Genomic DNA, 20244 nt, shown 5'->3' with positions numbered 1-20244 from the left:
TATGCCTCCTAAAGAGCCGTTGAAGACTACGACGTTGATAGGTTGGATGTGGAAGCATAGCGATATGTGAAGCTGACCAATACTAATTGCTCGTGAGGCTTGACTATACAACACCCAAACAGTTGGGATTGTATGCTCAATCGATTCAAATCCAATCAGTCAATTCAGACTGATCTTGATTTAGTTAACGCTAAACAATAAAATTCAGACCCAATACAGCCCAATCTGTTACAGATTCGGAAAACGCAGTGCATCACCATCGTGAATAAGACCAATGCAAGTCTCCGTAAACAGTTGTGCTGGCGACCATAGCAAGAGTGAACCACCTGATCCCTTCCCGAACTCAGAAGTGAAACCTCTTCGCGCTGATGGTAGTGTGGGGTTACCCATGTGAGAGTAAGTCATCGCCAGCTCATTATTCGAACACCCTCAACTAGCGTTGGGGGTGTTTTTTTATGTGGGAAAGAAAAGTAGAAAGAAATCTGAACAGAACTTCTGATTAAAATCTTTATGTCTTTTAATGAATCTATGTTATACCTAATAAAACGGCATAGAAATTGCTTATCAAAAACTTATATATTAAGTTGTTGAAAAACATAAATTTAAAAGAGTGGGTGAAAATGAAGTTATCGGTTGGATTAAAAGTTGCAAACTCCTTGTCACTGACACCGCAGTTACAACAAGCCATTCGTTTGCTTCAACTTTCGAGCTTGGAACTTGAACAAGAAGTTCAAATTCAGTTGGACAGTAATCCCTTATTAGAAAAAGTCGAAGAACAAAGTAGTGTCGAAAGTTTATCCACCTTAGAAGAGCAAGAGCATGATCAAAAGGATTTGACTAAAGAATTAAATGCAGATCATCTACCGAATGACTTGCCTGTCGATACAGACTGGGATGATGTGTACACTCATTTACCCACGAGTTTGGGAGCAGCGGAATATGAAGAGCGCGAGGATAATCGTCAGGGACATTTAGGTTTAAAAGAGCACATGATGCAACAAATCAATCTGTTGCATTTTTCTCAAGTCGAGCAGCTCATTGCCTACTGTATTGTCGATGCTTTGGATGACAATGGTTTCTTGGATTGTGAAATATCTGAAATCACTACATCTGTGCAACATTTATTGATCTCCATGGAATACGAAGATGAAGTTGAAGACGATGAAGTTTTGGTCGTTTTGAAACATATTCAGCGTTTAGAGCCGATTGGTATTGGTTCGCGTAATTTGGCGGAATGTTTATCTATTCAGCTTGAAAGTTTGGCTACAGATGTGCCTTATCGGCAGGAAGCACTGCAACTCTTGCAGCATTATGAGTTATTAATTTCGAATGATTTAGCCAAGTTAATTAAGCAAACGGGTTTAAGCGCAGATCAGCTACAGCATGCAGTGGCTTTATTAAAAACCTTGAAAGCGCATCCTGGTACAGCATTTGAAGATCAGGAGTCAGATTATCAAATTCCAGATGTAGTGGTCAGTAAAAAGCAGGACCATTGGCAGGTGCAGCTGAATCCTGATGTTGTGCCTAAGCTTAGAATTAATTCGTTTTATGCCAATATGATTAAACGCGCAGATCAAAGTGAAGATAATCAATATTTGCGTAATCAAATGCTAGATGCGAAAAACTTTATTAAAAGTGTTGATGAACGTCATAAAACCTTATTAAAGGTAGCGACTTGTATTGTGCAGCATCAACGTGAATTTTTAGAAATTGGTGCTGAAGGAATGAAACCGTTGATTTTGCGTGATGTAGCTGATGAGGTGGAGTTGCATGAATCTACAGTTTCACGGGTGACCACCAATAAATATATGTTAACTCCACGTGGTTTATTTGAATTGAAATATTTCTTTTCAAGTCATGTTGGAACCTGTTCAGGTGGAGAAGCATCCTCAACTGCGATTCGCGCGAAGATTAAAAAGTTAATTGCAGATGAAAATCCACGTAAACCTTTGTCAGACAACACAATTGCAAACCTTCTTAAGGAAGAAGGAATTGATGTGGCACGTAGAACGGTTGCGAAATATCGTGAGTCATTAAATATTCCGTCATCTTCTGAACGAAAAGTCTTGATCTAGTTTTTAAAATCGGTCTATTCTAAGGATTCATTATGACCAAATAATGAATTTTTTTTGAAGGAATAGTTAGACATGATTTAAAGTGACCGCTGCAGTGATCTGTTATTTGGCAATCAATCATGTGAACTATGCCTTCCTAATCCTAATGAAGGTGAGGGATAGAATTATGCAAATAACAATTCGTGGACATCACTTAGCTATCACCCCTGCAATTGAAGAAAATATTCGACTTAAATTTGCACAAATGACCAAACATCTGGATCAGGTCAATAGTATGCAGGTGAAATTAAGTAAAGATCATCAAATCGATAAACATTCTAAAAAAGGCAGCGCCAATCATATTGCAGAAGCAATTATTCGTTTACCTGGAACGGAGCTTTTTGCGCAGGCTAGTGCAGATGATATGTATACTTCAATTAAGATGATGACAGAAAAATTAAAACGTCAGTTAGAGAAACATCGGAAGATGCAGTTGGATTATCAGCCTTTAGCCATCTAGTTAAAATGTGATTTAAAAAGAGGTTTTGGATAAACCTCTTTTTTTATTGCGATAATGTATAGTATTAATGAATTATTTTTTCTATTTATAGTAAAATGACAGGTTTTTACACCGTTGGTCCTATAAGAGGTCTTTGTGATGAATAGTGAACAGCTCACTGAAATTTTAAAAGCTGCTTTTCCAGAGGCTGAAGTTGCTGTAAGTGGGCAAGGCGGCAAGTTTGATCTTCGTATTGTAGATAATCAGTTTGAAGGTAAGCGTCCTGTTGCTCGTCAACAAGCAGTGTATGCACCATTGAATAGCTATATTGCCAGCGGTGAAGTTCATGCGGTTACAATTCGTGCAATGACACAAGAAGAATGGCGTAAAGCAAGCTTATTTGGAGCTTAATAATTTAATGGATAAATTTTTAATTCAGGGCGGTAATAAGCTCGAAGGTGAAGTGCGTATTTCTGGTGCAAAAAATGCAGCCTTGCCACTTCTTGCTGCAATGATTCTTGCAGAAACGCCAATTACATTGAAAAATGTTCCAAATTTAAAAGATGTAAATACCTTGGTGAAGTTGATCGCAGGCTTGGGCATTAAAATGTCTTATGAAGGCGATACAGTCATTGCAGATACATCAACGTTGGACAACCAATTTGCACCTTATGAATTGGTAAAAACCATGCGTGCTTCTATTTTGGTGCTTGGCCCATTGGTCGCGCGCTATGGTAGTGCAAAAGTATCTTTGCCAGGTGGTTGTGCAATTGGTTCACGTCCTGTCGATCAGCATCTTAAAGCACTTGAAGCTTTAGGCGCAGAAATTGAAGTTGAAAATGGCTATGTGAATGCCAAAGTTAATGGTCGCCTTAAAGGTGGCGAAGTGGTCTTTGATATGGTCACTGTTGGCGGAACAGAAAACATTCTCATGGCTGCGGTATTGGCAGATGGTGTTACCACTATTCGTAATGCTGCACGTGAACCTGAAATTACCGACCTTGCGCAAATGCTCATCAAAATGGGCGCTAAAATTGAAGGTTTAGATACCGATACTTTAGTGGTTACAGGTGTTGAACACTTGCATGGTTGTGAGTATTCGGTGGTTGCTGACCGTATCGAAACGGGTTCTTATTTGGCTGCGGCTGCAATTACAGGCGGTAAAATCAGAACCACACATACCGATCCTGCCTTGCTAGAATCTGTGTTAGATAAGTTTGAAGAAATGGGTGCGGAAGTCACACGTGGCGATGACTGGATTGAACTGGATATGATGGGCAAGCGCCCTAAAGCCGTGAGTTTGAGAACTTTACCACACCCTGAATTTCCAACAGACATGCAAGCACAGTTAATGGCGGTGAATGCGATTGGACGCGGTTTTGCTACCATTTCGGAAACTATTTTTGAAAACCGTTTTATGCATGTCCCTGAGTTGTCACGTATGGGTGCCAATATTCAGGTAGAAGGCAATGATGCGGTGGTGACAGGCGTAGAAAAACTTTCTGCTGCACCTGTTATGGCAACCGATTTACGTGCCTCATTCTCGTTGGTGTTAGCAGCATTGGCGGCAGAAGGCGAAACATTGATTGACCGTATTTATCATATTGATCGCGGTTATGAAAATGTAGAACAAAAGTTACAAGGTTTAGGCGCCCAAATTAAGCGAGTAAATTGATGAATGACATGAGAAACGATGATCCAAATTTTGACGTCATGGGCAATTTTGATCATGGTTTAACTTTGGCATTAAGTAAGGGGCGAATTTTAAAAGAAACTTTGCCTTTATTAGAAACTGCGGGAATTAATTTACTGGAAGATCCAGATAAATCACGTAAGTTGATTTTCCCAACCACACATAAACAAGTGCGTATTTTAATTTTACGTGCCTCTGATGTACCAACTTATGTTGAAAATGGTGCGGCAGATATTGGGGTTGCGGGTAAAGACGTGCTGATGGAGCATGGCGCTCAAAATGTATATGAGCCGCTGGATCTGAAAATTGCCAATTGTAAATTAATGACTGCGGGCAAAGTTGGTATGCAGCGTCCAAAAGGTCGTTTAAAAATTGCCACTAAATATGTGAATTTGACCCGTCAATATTATGCCAGCTTAGGTGAGCAGGTTGATGTCATTAAACTCTATGGCTCAATGGAATTAGCACCATTGGTCGGTTTGGGTGATTACATTGTCGATGTGGTTGATACAGGTAATACTTTACGTGCCAACGGTTTAGAGCCGCTAGAAGAAATCTGTAAAGTATCTTCACGTTTAATTGTCAATAAAGCCAGTTTTAAGCGCAAGCAAGATTTGCTCAATCCAATTTTGGCACAACTTGAAAAAGCTGTGGCAGAACGAGAGTTGGCAAAACAATCTGCTTAACTTTGAACTTTGTATCCATCATCCTGCCTTCTCAAAAAACCGTCATTCAATGGCGGTTTTTTTATGTTCGTGCATGATTCTGTTCTTGAATTTCCATCAAAACATACTGCTTTCGCCATGTATAGATTCCCACAAAGCCCTAGAAACAAGGTAAACTAAACTTTTCTATCAAACCTTGTGGGTAAATTGATGCGACGTTTATCGACTCAAGATCAAAGCTTTAAACAAGCCTTTGCAGACTTGTTGGCTTTTGAAACTGTCAGTGATCCTGAACTTTTAAAAACTGTAGATCAAATTATTGCTGATGTGCGTCAGCACGGTGATGCTCAGGTTCTTAAACTCACTCAACAGTTCGATCGACATCCAGCGCATCAATTTTCAGAACTTGAGTTAAGTCAAGAACAACTGAAAGCCGCATTTGATGCTTTAGATAACGAAGTTCGTGAAGCTTTGGAATTGGCTGCTGCACGTATTCGTGAATTTCACCAAGCGCAAAAGCAGGATGGTTGGACTTATGTTGATGCTTTGGGCAATACACTCGGGCAAAAAGTCACACCATTAGACCGTGTTGGTATTTATGTGCCAGGTGGTTTGGCGTCTTATCCATCTTCAGTGCTTATGAATGCTGTACCTGCGCATGTTGCTGGCGTGCCTGAAATTATTATGGTGGTGCCTGCACCGAATGGTGAACTCAATCCATTGGTTTTGGCTGCTGCATATTTGGCAGGGGTGACTCGTGTATTTACCATTGGCGGCGCGCAAGCCGTTGCTGCGTTGGCGTATGGTACAGAAACTATCCCTTCGGTAGATAAAATTACGGGGCCGGGTAATCGCTTTGTGGCAGCTGCAAAACGTGCTGTGTTTGGTCAGGTCGGCATTGATATGATTGCAGGGCCATCCGAAATTTTGGTTTATGCTGAAGGTGAGAATAATCCTGAATGGTTGGCCATGGACTTACTTTCTCAAGCCGAGCATGACACGGTTGCACAATCTATTTTTATTACACCAGATGAGCAATTGCTGAATCAGGTTGAGCAAGCGATTGAACAGCACTTGGCGAATTTGCCTAAAGCTGAAATTGCCCGTACTTCTATTGCAAATCGTGGTGCATTGGTTTTGGTGAAAGATCGTCAAGAGGCGATTGAATTGATCAACCAAGTTGCGCCCGAACACTTAGAATTGTGTATGGATGATCCACAAGTGATGGCAGAAGAAATTCGTCATGCGGGTGCGATCTTTATGGGGCGCTATACACCAGAAGCTATTGGTGATTATTGTGCAGGGCCAAACCACGTATTACCAACGTCGGGTACAGCACGTTTTTCATCGCCATTGGGTGTTTACGATTTCCAAAAACGCTCAAGTCTGATTATGTGTTCAGCTGAGGGCGTGAAAAGTTTGGCGAAAACCGCTGATATTTTAGCGAAGCAGGAAAATCTGGATGCGCATGCACGATCAGCACGTTATCGTTATCAATCATAAATAGCATTACAACCTCTCCCTGACCCTCTCCTAATAAAGAGAGGGGAATTTAAACCACACAAATTTTGTGTCTTTAGTAATGAAAATTCCTCTCCCTTTGGGAGAGGTTAGGAGAGGGTTTAAAGAGAATACAAAATGAATATCACAGCAGAACAAATGCGTTTTTGGAGCCCTGAAGTACGTGAGCTAGAGCCTTATGTACCGGGTGAGCAGCCAAAAATTCAAAATTTATTAAAATTGAATACCAATGAAAACCCGTATCCACCTTCGCCTAAAGTGGTGGAAGCGGTGCAAAAGGTTTTAGAAAACTCGGCAGATGCACTGCGTTTATATCCAGATCCAGATGCGTCTGAGCTTAAGCAAGCCATTTCGAAACAGCAAAATGTAGCTGTTGGAAATGTCTTTGTTGGCAATGGTTCAGATGAAGTCCTTGCACATATTTTTAAGGCTTTTTTTGTTCAGGAACAGCCGTTACTGTATCCGGATATCACCTATAGTTTTTACCCTGTATATAGTCAATTTTTTGGGGTAAAAACTAAAATTTTGCCTTTAAATGATGATTTTGAAATTGTAGTTGATGACTATAAGCAAGCCAATGGTGGCATTATCATCACCAATCCGAATGCACCGACCAGTATTGCTTTAGGTTTAAGCGCGATTGAAGAAATTTTACAGGCCAATCCAAATTCAGTGGTGGTGATTGATGAGGCTTATGTCGATTTTGGTGCAGAGTCTGCAGTGAAATTGGTGGAAAAGTACGAGAATCTAGTGGTGTGTCAAACCACCTCTAAATCACGTTCATTGGCAGGTTTACGTGTTGGTTTTGCGATTGCACAACCACATTTAATTGCCGCATTGGAAGCCGTAAAAAATAGTTTTAACTCTTATCCAATGGATCGTTTTGCCATTGCAGCTGCGGTGGCATCTTTTCAAGATCAGGCGTATTTTGAAGCCCAATGCCAAAAAGTTATTGCTAGCCGTGAGAAATTGGTGACGGATTTAACGAGCTTGGGCTTTAAGATATTGCCATCACACGCCAACTTTATTTTTGCATCACATCCTCAACAGGATGCGGGTGAATTAGCTGCAGCATTACGTGAACGCGGTATTATTGTGCGTTATTTTAATAAACCACGCATCAATCAATATTTGCGCATTACTATTGGTACAGATGATCAAAATCAACGCTTAGTAGATACTTTAAAATACGATATTTTGGCTTAATTGTTAAAATATCGTAGAGGCGAGTGAAGCATTGAATTCACTCGCTTTTTTTGTTTTTGTGACATGCTATTGCGCAGGTTTGTACCAGCGGTTCAATAAGTCCAACATCGCTGAAACCTTGTCAAAACATTCTTGATATTCTGCTTCACAAACAGATGCAATCGTGACGCCACCACCAGCCCATAATGAAACATCTTGCTGATATTTCTGAATAGAACGGATCAGGATATTCCAAGAACCCGTTCCATCGGCATCAAAATAACCCATAGAGCCGCAATAGGCGCCACGTGCTGCACCTTCGAGTTCATCTATAATTTGCATGGCACGAATTTTCGGTGCGCCTGTAATTGACCCACCTGGCAAGGCAGACATCAACACATCAAAAGGATTCATCTCGGCTTTTAGTGTTGCGGTCACTTCACTGACCATGTGATGCACTTGGTTAAAAGACTCAATATTGAATAACTTTGGCGTTTTGACGCTGCCAGTTTCGGCATAAACACTTAAATCATTACGTAATAAATCCACAATCATCACATTTTCAGCCTGATCTTTTTTAGATTCACTTAATTGTTGTTTCGATTGTCGGTCTAATTCAGGATCGCCATAACGTGGCATCGTGCCCTTAATGGGTTTTGTGGTAATTTTTCGATTTTCCTCAAAATCGATAAAGAGTTCGGGCGAACAACTTAAAATTTCAAAATCACCAATACGTAAATAACCTGCATAAGGTGCATTGGTCAGTTGCCAAAACTGAGCTGCAGTCTCTAAAAGTTGACCTTGAGCCTCAGCGCTAAACTCTTGCGTAAGATTAATTTGATAACAATCTCCTGCCACTATATAGTCTTGAACATGTTGAAAGGCGCGTTGGTAATCTGTGAAATTCCAGCGGGCTTGACACTTTTGGCTTAATTGGAACTGTTCAATTATGGTTGATTGAGTATATAAATTTAAAATAAAATCAAAGATTTGAGTAGCAGCATCGTCTGAACTATAAAAATACCAGCCATCAGTTTCTTGCTGTAAATAGCTTTTAAATTGACCTAAAAAAATACTTGGCTGGGGACGAGACTGCATATTGATGTGTTGCTGTGCTGCTGCATCATACGAAACAAACCCCATTACACTGCAAAATGGGGCGGTGTCAGCATCTTCTAAAGCACCGAGATGAGCTGTTAAATCTAATTGAGTTGGACTTAATTCATATTGATCCAATGCCGTTTTTTGAAAGTAAAAATGTTGATGGTTTTGCTGCACACAATAGCGTTCAGCCAAAAAAGCAATACGTGCCTTTCCATTATTTTGCAAATAAATACAATGTGAAAGTGCTGCCAAAGCTTGCAAAATTCTTGCAGCCTCATATTCAGGTTCACAGAATAATTTTTTAAAATGAGTAGGATAGGACATAAAGCGTAAACAGCTGAGAGATTTTAAAAGGCTATTTTACATGATTGCAGCAGATAAAAAGCAAATAACCGTTTGTCGGTAAGATGTGGATTGCGACCAACAGCAGTTGAACAAAAAATAACTCAGATATACCTTTGTATGTGCAAACCGGCTACTCAAGGAATGTGTGTCAGTGTTGTCCTCATCAAATAAAAACACAATCACTGGCACTGAGTGGTAAAACCAAAAAAATAATACTCTCGGGAGAGTAACAAGATGAAAAAATTTACTAAACTTGCTTTGGTATCATCAATCGCGTTAACGACAAATGCAATGGCAATGCAGGCAATGGACGATACTGCATTAAGCGCAACTACTGGTCAAGATGGTTTAAGCATCGGGATTGGTATTTCTAAAATCGAAATCGAAAAACTTTTAATCCATGATAATGATGGTTTGGCTGCAAAAGGTGCTGCTGGAGACTTAGGTTTCGGTGGTACTTCAAAGGCAGGTGCTATCGTAATTAAGGGCAATGGCGAAGGAAAAACAGCGAATCACGGTGTGGTTATTGAAGCCAATATGTCTGATGTGACAAATCCAACAAAATATTTATTGGCTTCTCATAATTTAGCAGATTTAGTCATTGATACAGATGCTGGTGAGACTGCTGATGGTGGTGCATTTATTAATGTAGCTGCTCAAGTAGCTGGGCTTGAAATTAATATTGGTGAAATTGGTGTCTCTGCATCGAATGCTAAGCCAGTAGCTGGTGCTACGAGCATTCGTCGTGGTAATGATGATAACAACTATAATGCAATTTTATCTGGCTTAACGTTAAAAACAGGTAAAATGGATGCCAATATTCAATTGGGTGCAGCGCCACAAGGTGCCATGATTAAACTTGATACCACAATGGTGGGTGGTTTAGAAATTGCAAACTTAGGTATTTTAGATAACTCTACTAAAGCAGGTACTGGTGATGGTACTGTAGGTAATCGTGCAGCAGGTGAAATCTTTATTGAAAGTATTAAGTTTGCAGATGCTAATTCTACGGACTTAACCTTAAAGCAAGATATTAGTGTGATAGGTAAGGAAGGTGCAAACAATGGCTATATTCAAATCATTAGCCATGGTGGTGCAAAAGATAATTATGTACAAGGTATCCGTTTAGGCAGTAAGACTGCTGCTTCTATTGGTGATATGGAAGTTCAAGGCTTACAAACTTATTACGGTGGTAATACATTGCAACCTGCTGGTTATACACAAGGTGCAAAAATCACCATTTCGGGTCACTAATTTAAACACTGAAAAAGCGCGTGAATTCACGCGCTTTTTTTTACAAATAAACTGATGAGTTCGCAAAAAAATATAGAAAGCTCTTTTTTTTTTCTATAAAACGAGTATCTTTCTAAATACAAGGAAGTAGAGTGAAAACTCTAAAAATAAAAATATTAGGCAGGTATTGCCGAGAACTAAAAAGTAAAAATATATGTTAGAGATCGCTTTGGGCTCGGCATTGATCTATTACGCTGCCACACAAGCCTTTGATTTAAAAGAACAGCATCCAGAAGCTGTGCACTATACAGAAACTTTGGATTCTAGAAATAATTCATTTACCCGTATGCATAGAGAACCTGTGCAAATTAAACCTGCTTTAGAAGATCAATTCCGTGGCATTGTACGCCAAGCCTATGACTATAGCTGTGGTTCTGCAGCGTTAACGACTTTGCTCAATGGTTATGTTGGCACACAACTGAACGAACAACAGACCATGAGTGGTTTACTTCGTTATGGAGAGTATGAGCGAATTATCGAGCGTCGTAGTTTTTCATTGTTAGATATGAAGCGCTTTGTTGCTGCTTTAGGGCTAGAGAGTGGGGGGTATCGTGGTGAATTTGAAGATTTAGTCAAGCAAGGGCAGCCTGCAATCGTACCAATTTCTTATGCAGGTTTTAAACATTTTGTGGTGTATAAAGCCTATAAAAATGGGCGGGTTTATGTGGCTGACCCAGCTTTGGGCAATATTAGTTTTGATGAAGAACGATTTAAGGACGTTTGGGAAAATAACACCCTGTTCTTAATTAATGTAGCACCTCAGCATCGACAAAATATGTTGGCATTACATGAAAAAGATTTACGTCATGTGGAAGATGCAACAGTGAATCGTTATGCCTTTGTTGATATTCAATATCCACAATTTGCGATGGAAAAAATAGCCGATAAAGCATCGACAATACGTCTGGAACGTAATGTAAATAAAGATTCCGAAAATTATGGACAGTACGAGCATCGTTTTTTAAGACTCTACTATAAAAACAAGTAATTAGTTGTTCACGAAATACAAAAATAAAAAATGGAAGGGGTAAATCATGGATCGTAAATGGATGAATAAAACCTTATTGGCTCTCAGTATTCAAATGGCATTTGGGGTGGCTTATGCCGCAGAGGAGACGCAATTAGGGGAATATGAAACTACAGCTGAACAGGCAGAAGTATCAAATACAGCAGCATCAACTGCAGATACAAGTGCTGAAACAAATAGTGCGGTTGTCGCTACAAATGGCGTACAAGCAGCATCATCTGCTTTGCAACAGCAAGAGGGCGATGCAACCAAAGAGGCGAATTTAGAAGAAGTATTTACCTCGAATGAGCGTCAATACTCGCTCATGAAACAAGGTGATATTTCATCTTATTATGATATTGATTATACCTATCATCGTGATACGCAGCTCGACCTTGAAATGGCTCAAGGTCAGTTGTATCAGCTTCGTGTGCAAGAAAATGCGTCCCACGCATTAACTAACACCTTCACCGCACAATATGGTTTGCGTGACAATTTAACTTTATCTGCTTCTGTACCATTGGTTGCAAAGTCAGACTTGTTAAAAGATGCCACGGCAGCAGGCTTGGGGGATATTTCTTTAGGTGCACGTTGGGAGCCATTCCCATTAAAAGCGGGGCGTTTACCTTTAATTTTATTCGCAAATTTATCGACCAAAACGGGGGATAGTCCTTACGAGATTAATCCTGTTAAAGATTTATCAACAGGTAAGGGTTACTACTCTGCAGGCATCGGTGCAAGTACGCGTAAGTATATTGACCCAGTTGTATTGTTTGCTTCTGCTTCAGCCAACTATGGTTTTAAAGAAAGCGGTCTCAATCAAATTCGCGGTAGCCGTATTATTGAAGAGTTTGAGCCAGGTATTAGTGGTGGTTTTGCTTTTGGTTTTGCTTATTCGTTTAACTACGATGTGTCGATGACCATGTCCTATCAGCAAAGCTTTAATACAGGTTCGGAGTTTACTTATCATACGGGTGAAAGCTATTCACCTGCAGACCAGACCAGTTCGACTTTGGCTATTTCATTAGGCGTTCGCGTTTCACCTGAAACCATTGTGAATGGTACGGTAGGAATCGGTCTGACCGAAGACGCGCCAGACGTATCACTTGGTTTGTCATTCCCACTGGATATTCTCGGTTTCGGTAAAAAAATTCGCTAAGAGGCTAGTCGCATGAAAATGATACGACTTCGCCCGTTAGTGACTGCAATTATACTGTCGGGCTGTTCAGGGGCTGCTTTTGCGCAGCTTGGACAAAACTTATCTGTCGATATTCGTTCTTTGACTATGGGGAATGCGGTCACTGCAGATCCTCCTGGTATTAGTGCGATTCACTTTAACCCTGCTGCACTGACCAAGATTGAAGGTTTGCAAACAGATGTGCAAGGGGTGTTGGCACATTTTGATGTACAGCGTGAGCTTTCCGTTCCAGCAGGTTATGACGTATTTGGTTATTCTGATGACCCTGTGGTGTGTAACGATGGACCAGAAATTTTGGCCGATTTTTGTACCGATTTTAAAGGTACAGTACAAGCCGATGTAGAATATCCAACGCTGTATGTCCCGATTCTGAAAAAATTTGTCGATTTGGGTAAAGGCATGCCACTGGCAGCGCCAACCAACGGTATTGCCTATAATCCACCAGGTTCCAAAGTGACCTTTGCCACCGCATTATATGCGCCGTTGATTGCGGGCTTTGGTGCCGAAAATGGTAACCCTGGTAACTTTATGGGACAACAGGTTGCCTTAGAACGTATCACCTATCTTTCTCCATCTATCGCCTATCAAGTCAATGATGAATTGTCAGTCGGTGCGTCAATAGGGATGTCTTACCAAGCCATCGCCATGAATACCGATTTACGCTTCCCGAATGAACTGATCGGGATGTTACGTATGGTGGATGAAGTGGTCTGTACGCCATTTAAAGAAAATTCAGACATCATTACCGATATTTTGTTGCTCGGGATTTGTAATGCCGAAGAAGGTATGAATCCATTTTCCCGTTTTGGGCAAATGCAACTGGCGGTTGAGCAAAGTTTAAGCCCGAGTTATAACTTGGGTATTTTGTGGGAACCGACAGAAGATTTTAGCTTTGGTATGGTGTATCAGAGTGCAGCTAAAATGCGCTTAAAGGGCAAATATCATATTGATAACTCGAAAGCACCGCGTGAGTTAATTAATGGTTTGATGTCTTCACCAACAGGTCAGATTTTAGCGGCAATTTTAGGTTTCCCAAGTTATATTCCAGCCAGTGAGTCTGGTTTGGTTTCTATGGATTTTGAATATCCTGCGCACTTTCAAGCGGGGATAAAATATAAAGTCATGCCTGATTTACAAGTCAATTTTGATGTGGGCTGGACTGACTATAAAGCATGGGATAAATTCAAATTCGAGTTTGACCGTCAAATCTCGGCATTAAAAATTGCAAAATTGCTTTCGGAGCATGTGTCTGATGACAGTTTAGCTTTGCCATTAGAGTTTAAGTCACCGTGGAACTGGGGTGTTGGCATCGAATATTCAGCCACAGACCGTTTAAAACTGCGTGCGGGTTATGAACCACGTGGTAGTGCGATTCCTGACAATAAACGTAACACTATGGTACCAATTAATAATGCACGTTTATTCGGTCTGGGTGTGGGATATCGTTTTGATGCAGATACAGACCTTGATTTATCCATCGGCTTTTTACAAAGTAAGGATAAAATTCCAGCCAATACCAGTAGCTTAGCCAATAAGGAAGGTGTGAATAACCTGCTGTTAAACCCTTATGCGGGTTTGAATGTGAAAACGGATACAAAAATTACAATTCTTGGATTGAGTTATAGAACACGATGGTAAGTTCAGTACGGAAAATAAAACGGACTTTATTTTCAAAGTCGATACTCACACTGATTTTCAGTATGGGATCGGTGTGTTACGCGAATCAGTTTTACACCATTATTGGACCAGATGGTCGTCCAATTGTGGTGCAGCGTAATGCTGCAGAAAAAAAGCAAACGATACAGGCGTTGGAAACCGCACAACAGCAAAAGCAAGTCCAACAAAAGCAACTACAAGAAAACCAACAACAAGACCAGTTTAAGCAAGACAAGGTGCATCAAGTACAGCAGATAACTGCTCAAACATCCGTTCAGGTATCTAAAAATATTTCTGTTCAGGCGAGCAAGCAACTGAATTTGTCTAAGCCGAATATCTCAGAACAATCCGCTATGTCACAAAATCAGGCTAGTCAAAGCAAAGAGAACTCATCATTGCGTGCATCACACACTGAGCCAAATGCAGTGCAGCAAGATATTTCCAGTGCGGAATCTGTTCATCAAACAGGATTGGCAAAAGAAGCAGCGATCAACAAAGTCGCGGTAAAACCATCTGTACTAGAGGATTTACAACAGCTTCCTCAGCAATTTGCGATTGATCCATCCACAGTGTCTGTTTCTAAAAAAACACCAGATCAAGCATCGCATGCATCTGCCCAACAAACGGGTTTTATGGAGATGGCGGGAGAACAGTATGTTAAAAGTGAGTATTTGGAAGATCAGGAGTTTAATTTAGAAGGAAAAAAACGCTTTTATAGTATGCCAGAAGGCATAATTGACACAAAAAATGGCGGTGGTACTCGTATGCAAGTGGTCGAACGTGAACGTGGTGTAAGCCGTTCCGTTCTCAATAAATTATTTAAAAAGCAATCGGTTGCTGAGCCTCACGCTATTGTTTTGGCTGCAGACTATTATCGTGTTAATCAAGCTGAAGCAATTGAGGGTTTGGGGCAGCAATGTTTTGCTGAAAGCAAAAAAAATAAAGCTAAAACCTTAAAAGCACAACAAGATTTAAATTTGTGGCCTAGAGCTCCCTTAACCGAAAAATTTGATTATGAATTGGTGAAGTTAGAAGGCAATATTCAAAATATTCAAATCAACTCTTATGCTACGAAGCAAAATCAACCTACCTTTTATTGGCCTTTTGTGGTTTTTCTGGATCAAAAAGGCTGTGTGATTGAAGGTGCTGGTGGTTTTAGAAATCAGGATACTGCAGGCAATGTCTTACAACATGAGGTGATAGAGGGCATGCTGCAACTTCCAAAAAATAGCCACTATGTATTATTAACGCCATTGGCTTCTGCAGTGGATATGGAACATCGCGCGCTCAGTAACCAAGGGCAATTAAAACTCATTGCGATACGCTAACAACAATAAGAGAATTCAGGATGAAAACAAGACATATTTTACCTTTTGCAACGACAGCATTGATGGCGGCATTGAGTGGCTGTGGTGGAGAAAGTGCCAATATTAATCCAGAGCCTAATGCTGTGGCGTATATCAACGGGAGTTGTGCCAGTACAGCAAAAAACTGCGTGGAATTTGCATTGGATTATCCTGTGGATGGTTTGAATTTTACCTGTAGCAGTGATACCAGTAAAACCTACATCACCATGATTGAGCCGAAAAGTAATGCGGCAACAGGTAAATGTAGTGAAGGAGATAAAGTCCACTTCTTTATTCAGGAAAAGACCAATCAATATATTGATTTAGGGACAGTATCATTGTCTGATATTGGAATGGTCAGTACTGCAGGTGCGGGTTATCCACGTTTAAGTGTGTTAGATATGGCACGTGGATTAACAGGACGCCAAGCAACGAGTTTAAGTAGTAGTGACGAAACGATACAGGTCGCGACTGCAATTGTACGCTTGCTACAAGCACTTTCTGTTGAAGGTGGAGGAACCATTGCAGGTGATATTCAGCCTTTAACGATTACGACACTCAAAAAAGAACAATTGGCAAATATTGCTGAGTCCGTTGAGGTTGGTGACTATCGTTCAGGGGCTTATGCCAGTATTTTACGCCCGTGGGTAGATGTGTCACAGGTATCTCAAGATGATGCTTATCAAGCATTAAACACCTTGGTTTACATGAATAACTCGGCATCTTATCAAGCTAACTATCCAATTTTAGCCAAAGAAGATTCACAATTACCACAAGGTTTATATGGCTGTAATTTGGCAGACTGTAAATCTACGGTCGCAGATTTGAAACACCTCATTGGGCAATATCAACTAATCACAGACCGTTCTGGATATACCTTCGGTTATGGTATGCAATGGAAAGGTGCGGTGTCTGCAAACACGACCAACCCAATTTTAACGGTGAGTGGTGAATTGATTCGTAAAGTACGTCCTGAGCGTATGGTAGCAGCAGCACAAACCACATGGGTCAACCCATTGAATAAACGTATTCAGGGGCCATTCCGTTTTAGTGTGAATGACAATGCGGCTGATGATTTTAAAATTACCCAAGGTAAGGTGTTTAATGATTATTTAATTGCAGGCACGGAAGGTTTTTATAAATTATTGACCAAATCTACAACAGCGAATCCTGCAGATTATGGTCAATGGCAACAAACCATAGGTACCGATCAGTTCAAAGGTTCTTTTGATGCCTATAAATTCTTTTCTGTGAACTTTTTGGATAATCGCGTTTTTAAAACCCAGAAAAATGTACCTTTAGGCAGTCGCTATATTTTCCCAATTTATGCAACCTTGACCTTTAATTTTGATGGCGGAACGACTACAGATAGCATCAAATTAGGTGTTGTTTTAGATGAGGATGGCAATATTCGTACAGATATAGCACCAAATGCCACAGAAACCGATATGTCTGGTCAGTGTGCAGCAATTCCTCAGTCTGGTGCTGAATATGTTGATACAAATGGTGTGCAGCAATACCGTATAGGTGTGTTAGGTGCAACCGATATCGACAATAAAGCAGTCACTTTACGTATGATTTTAGCCAATCCAAAATTTCATAAACTTGATGGCGCAGTCATTGGTTTGAATACCAAAATTGAAGCGGTTGAAGGTGGAAATGGTCAAGTGGTGGGCGGTGCACGTGCCAATATTGGCAATTTAGTTGCAGCCAACTCTACACGTATTACATTGTCTGATTTCAATGGCTCAACAGTGAAGTGGAGCAATATTTATCATGCGCAACTTGCAACTTACGTGGCTCAAAACCCTGCTTTAGCAACTGATGCAGATAAAGCTTTGGTGAAAGCCCAAGGTGGAGCTGTAAGTCTAGATGTTGCTGAGTGTTATAACCCAAATAAAGTGCGTATTTAGCATTAATTTTAGGTGACATAGTGATGAAAATAGCCCACTTTAGAGTGGGCTATTTATTATTCGAATTTTAGCTTGATTCAAATGAACATCATGTGGGGTTTTTAACCCGTATGATCTGTACGTGAACCTAAGGTTTCTAAGTGGGTCGTAAAATGATTGTTTTTTCGATCTGCAAAGTAGTGTTGTAAAGTACGTTCTACACTTGGGAAAGCCAATTCAGACCACGGAATTTCATCTTCACTAAACAAGCGTGATTCGATGGTTTCTTCACCTGCACCAAATTGACCATTCAACAATTGAGCTTTGAACAGCACATAAATTTGCCCAATCCGTGGAATGTTATACATGCAATAAAGTTGTTCGATTTCAATTTCCGCTTCGGCTTCTTCGCGGGTTTCACGGGCAGAACCTTGCTCCATGGTTTCAAACATTTCCATATAGCCTGCGGGTAAAGTCCACAAACCATAGCGTGGTTCAATTGCACGACGACACAACAATACTTTATTTTCCCAAACGACCAATGCACCACAAATGACTTTTGGATTGACATAGTGAATATTGCCACATGCGCTACACACTTGACGTAATTGCTGATCGCCAAGCGGAATTTTCGTTGTTGTTTTTTGTCCACAATTTCCACAAAAGTTCATAGTGATCGTCATTGTTGAAGGGAGTTCTCAGAATAACTGAAAATTTCAACTTTGGCATCCTCTCTATCTATTGCCCACCTATTTCAGCTATGATGAAAACTTAGACAAGGAGAATTATAAGGCATGATTGATCATTCGCTCACGCATCTATTACAGCAACGTTTGCGCTTTTCTAAAACGTTCATGGAAGCGCATGCAGCGGTATTGATTGCCATTACCGACGAGTCTGATCCAAAGGTATTGCTAACCCGCCGTTCTACCTTACTCAATAATCACGCGGGTGAGGTGTCTTTCCCTGGTGGCAAACGCGATCCGCAAGATACCAGTAATATTGTGGTGGCATTGCGTGAAGCGCAGGAAGAAACCGCATTAAATCCATTTGAAGTGCAGTTGATTGGTGACTTGCCAATGCAAAAAGCCCGTAATGGAATGTTGGTTAAGCCTGTGGTGGGGCTGATTCCTCCAAAAGTAGAATTAATTCCACAACCTTCAGAAATTGATCGGATCTTTTTTGCCTCTTTACAGCATTTAATGGAAGCGCCACCAACGCCGTATGAAGTGAGCTTTGCACAACAAAAATTATATTTTCCGAGTATGCAGGTTGAAGATGAAGTGGTTTGGGGCTTAACAGCGCGGATGTTGGTGTCTTTATTTGAATATGGTTTGGATTATCGTAAAGAATGGCCGTTTTTGTTAAATTCACCAACATTTAAGAAATAGAAAAATTTTGATGTGAAGATAGGAAGGAACCATGTTGTATAAATTTAAAGGATATGCCCCGAAAGCAATGCAGCAACCGTGGGATGGGTGGGTGGCGGATAATGCCACGGTCATTGGTCAGGTTGAGTTGGGACAGAAAGTTAGTATTTGGTTTGGGGCTGTGGTACGTGCCGATAACAGTAAAATCAAATTGGGTAATTTTAGTAATGTTCAGGAAAATGCTGTTTTGCACACCGATGCAGGTATTGAAATGCAGATTGGTGATTATGTGACTATTGGACATCTGGCGATGTTACATGGTTGTACCGTGGGCGATAACACCCTGATTGGTATTAATGCAGTGGTGCTGAATCATGCGGTGATTGGTAAAAACTGTATTATTGGTGCCAATGCTTTAATTCCTGAAGGGAAAGTGATTCCTGATAATTCTGTGGTGATGGGTTCTCCCGGTAAAGTGGTTAAGACTTTGGATGAGTCTGCAGAAGCACGTTTAAAAATGAGTGCGCTGCACTATGCTGAACATTTTCAGCATTTTGTAAACCTAGAGCCTGCAACACTCTAAAATAGAATTTGCATCGTTTAGTCAAACGCATTTTTTAGCTGTAATTACATAGAATTTTATACTCAGGAATTGCAATCTAAGGCATGTAAATCCTCGCGTGAATTTCAGGAGTGGAGTATCATAACGCCAATTTTTGATATTTACTCCTTGAAGGTTGTGCATGAAATTGCTGGCATTGGAAACTGCCAATGAGCAGTGTTCCGTTTCGATTGTAGATGAAACACAGGAACTCTTTTTTCAATTAGATGCGCGAGCAAAAGCACAAACGCAAATCATCTTACCGATGATTGAGCAAGGCTTTGCTGAAACTCAAATTAGTACGGCTGATCTGACTGCAATTGCCTTTAGCCGTGGCCCGGGTTCTTTTAGCGGTGTGCGAATTAATGCGGCAGTCACGCAAGCTTTGGCGTGGGCGCATGATGTGCCTGTAATTCCTGTATCGACTTTGCAGGCATTGGCGCAGGCGGCTTATCGTCTTGAAGGATTAACTGCGGTTACGGCTGTGTTGGATGCACGCATGAATGAAGTGTATATCGCCAGTTTTGAGCTAGATGCACAAGGAATCATGCAGGCGGTTGATCAGGAACAATTATTGAATTATAGCGATGCTGCACAGGCGGTACGCTTTGAATTAGTCGGTTCTGGGGCGGGTCTGATTGATCAAGAACAAATACAATACAAAGGCTTAAGTGCAAGCGCACAAGATATTGCTACTATTGCACGCGTCTGTGCACAGCAACAGCAATGGGTCAGCGCAGAACAAGCATTGCCTGTTTATTTACGTGACAATGCTTGGAAAAAAATTCCAGAACAAGGCAAGGCATAATTAGGGTT

Annotated in this window: 18 protein-coding genes and 2 rRNA genes; 18 read left to right on the top strand and 2 right to left on the bottom strand. The window is 40.7% G+C overall.

Annotated elements, in window-relative coordinates:
* The 9 genes from AC07E5_RS00420 to hisC all read left to right on the top strand — a co-directional run.
* Positions 1-107, top strand: a 23S ribosomal RNA gene (locus AC07E5_RS00420); the annotation flags it as partial.
* Positions 108-298: 191 nt separating this feature from the next.
* A 5S ribosomal RNA gene (gene rrf, locus AC07E5_RS00415) occupies positions 299-413 on the top strand.
* A 207-nt stretch (positions 414-620) separates the two neighbouring features.
* On the top strand, positions 621-2075 hold the full coding sequence (locus AC07E5_RS00410; RefSeq protein WP_131261926.1) for an RNA polymerase factor sigma-54: 1455 nt from the start codon (positions 621-623) through the stop codon (positions 2073-2075).
* Positions 2076-2241: 166 nt separating this feature from the next.
* The gene (gene hpf / locus AC07E5_RS00405) at positions 2242-2574 is read left to right on the top strand and encodes a ribosome hibernation-promoting factor, HPF/YfiA family (protein ID WP_004975196.1); all 333 of its coding nucleotides are present in this window, start codon (positions 2242-2244) and stop codon (positions 2572-2574) included.
* Positions 2575-2712: 138 nt separating this feature from the next.
* Positions 2713-2964, top strand: coding sequence for a BolA family iron metabolism protein IbaG (gene ibaG / locus AC07E5_RS00400; protein WP_004975198.1), 252 nt, complete (start codon positions 2713-2715; stop codon positions 2962-2964).
* A gap of 7 nt (positions 2965-2971) precedes the next feature.
* A complete protein-coding gene (murA, locus tag AC07E5_RS00395) occupies positions 2972-4228 on the top strand; it encodes a UDP-N-acetylglucosamine 1-carboxyvinyltransferase (RefSeq protein ID WP_131261925.1) in 1257 nt (418 codons plus the stop codon).
* A complete protein-coding gene (hisG, locus tag AC07E5_RS00390; protein ID WP_004975201.1) occupies positions 4228-4932 on the top strand; it encodes an ATP phosphoribosyltransferase in 705 nt (234 codons plus the stop codon). Before murA ends, hisG begins: the two co-directional genes overlap by 1 nt.
* Positions 4933-5109: 177 nt before the next feature.
* Positions 5110-6414: a histidinol dehydrogenase gene (hisD, locus tag AC07E5_RS00385; RefSeq protein WP_165492545.1), complete on the top strand. Its 1305-nt coding sequence runs from the start codon at positions 5110-5112 to the stop codon at positions 6412-6414.
* A gap of 135 nt (positions 6415-6549) precedes the next feature.
* A complete protein-coding gene (gene hisC, locus AC07E5_RS00380) occupies positions 6550-7638 on the top strand; it encodes a histidinol-phosphate transaminase (RefSeq protein WP_498624458.1) in 1089 nt (362 codons plus the stop codon).
* Between the two features lie 66 nt (positions 7639-7704).
* Here the strand turns inward: hisC and pabB are convergent, their stop codons facing one another.
* Positions 7705-9045 (bottom strand): aminodeoxychorismate synthase component I, encoded by a 1341-nt coding sequence (gene pabB / locus AC07E5_RS00375; RefSeq protein ID WP_004975209.1) that lies wholly within the window; start codon positions 9043-9045, stop codon positions 7705-7707.
* A gap of 255 nt (positions 9046-9300) precedes the next feature.
* Between pabB and filA the strand changes: the two genes are divergently transcribed.
* From filA to filF, 6 genes are all read left to right on the top strand, one after another.
* Positions 9301-10320 (top strand): putative pilus system protein FilA, encoded by a 1020-nt coding sequence (filA, locus tag AC07E5_RS00370; RefSeq protein WP_131261922.1) that lies wholly within the window; start codon positions 9301-9303, stop codon positions 10318-10320.
* A gap of 193 nt (positions 10321-10513) precedes the next feature.
* Complete coding sequence (gene filB, locus AC07E5_RS00365; protein WP_131261921.1) at positions 10514-11347, top strand: putative pilus system C39 family peptidase FilB; 834 nt, start codon at positions 10514-10516, stop codon at positions 11345-11347.
* A gap of 46 nt (positions 11348-11393) precedes the next feature.
* A complete protein-coding gene (filC, locus tag AC07E5_RS00360; RefSeq protein ID WP_131261920.1) occupies positions 11394-12524 on the top strand; it encodes a putative pilus system protein FilC in 1131 nt (376 codons plus the stop codon).
* A 12-nt stretch (positions 12525-12536) separates the two neighbouring features.
* Positions 12537-14201 carry a putative pilus system OmpP1/FadL family transporter FilD gene (gene filD, locus AC07E5_RS00355; RefSeq protein ID WP_004975217.1) on the top strand — a complete coding sequence of 555 codons (1665 nt, stop codon included), beginning with the start codon at positions 12537-12539 and terminating at the stop codon, positions 14199-14201.
* Positions 14195-15547, top strand: a complete 1353-nt coding sequence (gene filE, locus AC07E5_RS00350; protein ID WP_131261919.1) for a putative pilus assembly protein FilE — start codon at positions 14195-14197, stop codon at positions 15545-15547. The genes filD and filE overlap by 7 nt, the downstream gene beginning before the upstream one ends.
* 20 nt (positions 15548-15567) lie before the next feature.
* Complete coding sequence (gene filF, locus AC07E5_RS00345) at positions 15568-17478, top strand: putative pilus system protein FilF (RefSeq protein ID WP_498624457.1); 1911 nt, start codon at positions 15568-15570, stop codon at positions 17476-17478.
* 101 nt (positions 17479-17579) lie between these two features.
* On the opposite strand, the gene AC07E5_RS00340 is transcribed toward filF, so the two are convergent.
* Positions 17580-18128: an NUDIX hydrolase gene (locus AC07E5_RS00340; RefSeq protein WP_026438436.1), complete on the bottom strand. Its 549-nt coding sequence runs from the start codon at positions 18126-18128 to the stop codon at positions 17580-17582.
* Positions 18129-18251: 123 nt separating this feature from the next.
* On the opposite strand from AC07E5_RS00340, the gene AC07E5_RS00335 reads away from it, so the two are divergent.
* From AC07E5_RS00335 to tsaB, 3 genes are all read left to right on the top strand, one after another.
* A complete protein-coding gene (locus AC07E5_RS00335; protein ID WP_004975226.1) occupies positions 18252-18848 on the top strand; it encodes a CoA pyrophosphatase in 597 nt (198 codons plus the stop codon).
* Between the two features lie 31 nt (positions 18849-18879).
* Positions 18880-19410: a gamma carbonic anhydrase family protein gene (locus AC07E5_RS00330; RefSeq protein ID WP_131261917.1), complete on the top strand. Its 531-nt coding sequence runs from the start codon at positions 18880-18882 to the stop codon at positions 19408-19410.
* A 160-nt stretch (positions 19411-19570) separates the two neighbouring features.
* Positions 19571-20236 carry a tRNA (adenosine(37)-N6)-threonylcarbamoyltransferase complex dimerization subunit type 1 TsaB gene (gene tsaB / locus AC07E5_RS00325; RefSeq protein WP_131261916.1) on the top strand — a complete coding sequence of 222 codons (666 nt, stop codon included), beginning with the start codon at positions 19571-19573 and terminating at the stop codon, positions 20234-20236.
* Positions 20237-20244: the final 8 nt, after the last annotated feature.

The sequence above is a fragment of the Acinetobacter seohaensis genome (assembly GCF_056431365.1).
Note: the sequence above shows the minus strand (reverse complement) of the source record. Positions and strands in the feature narration are given on the sequence as shown.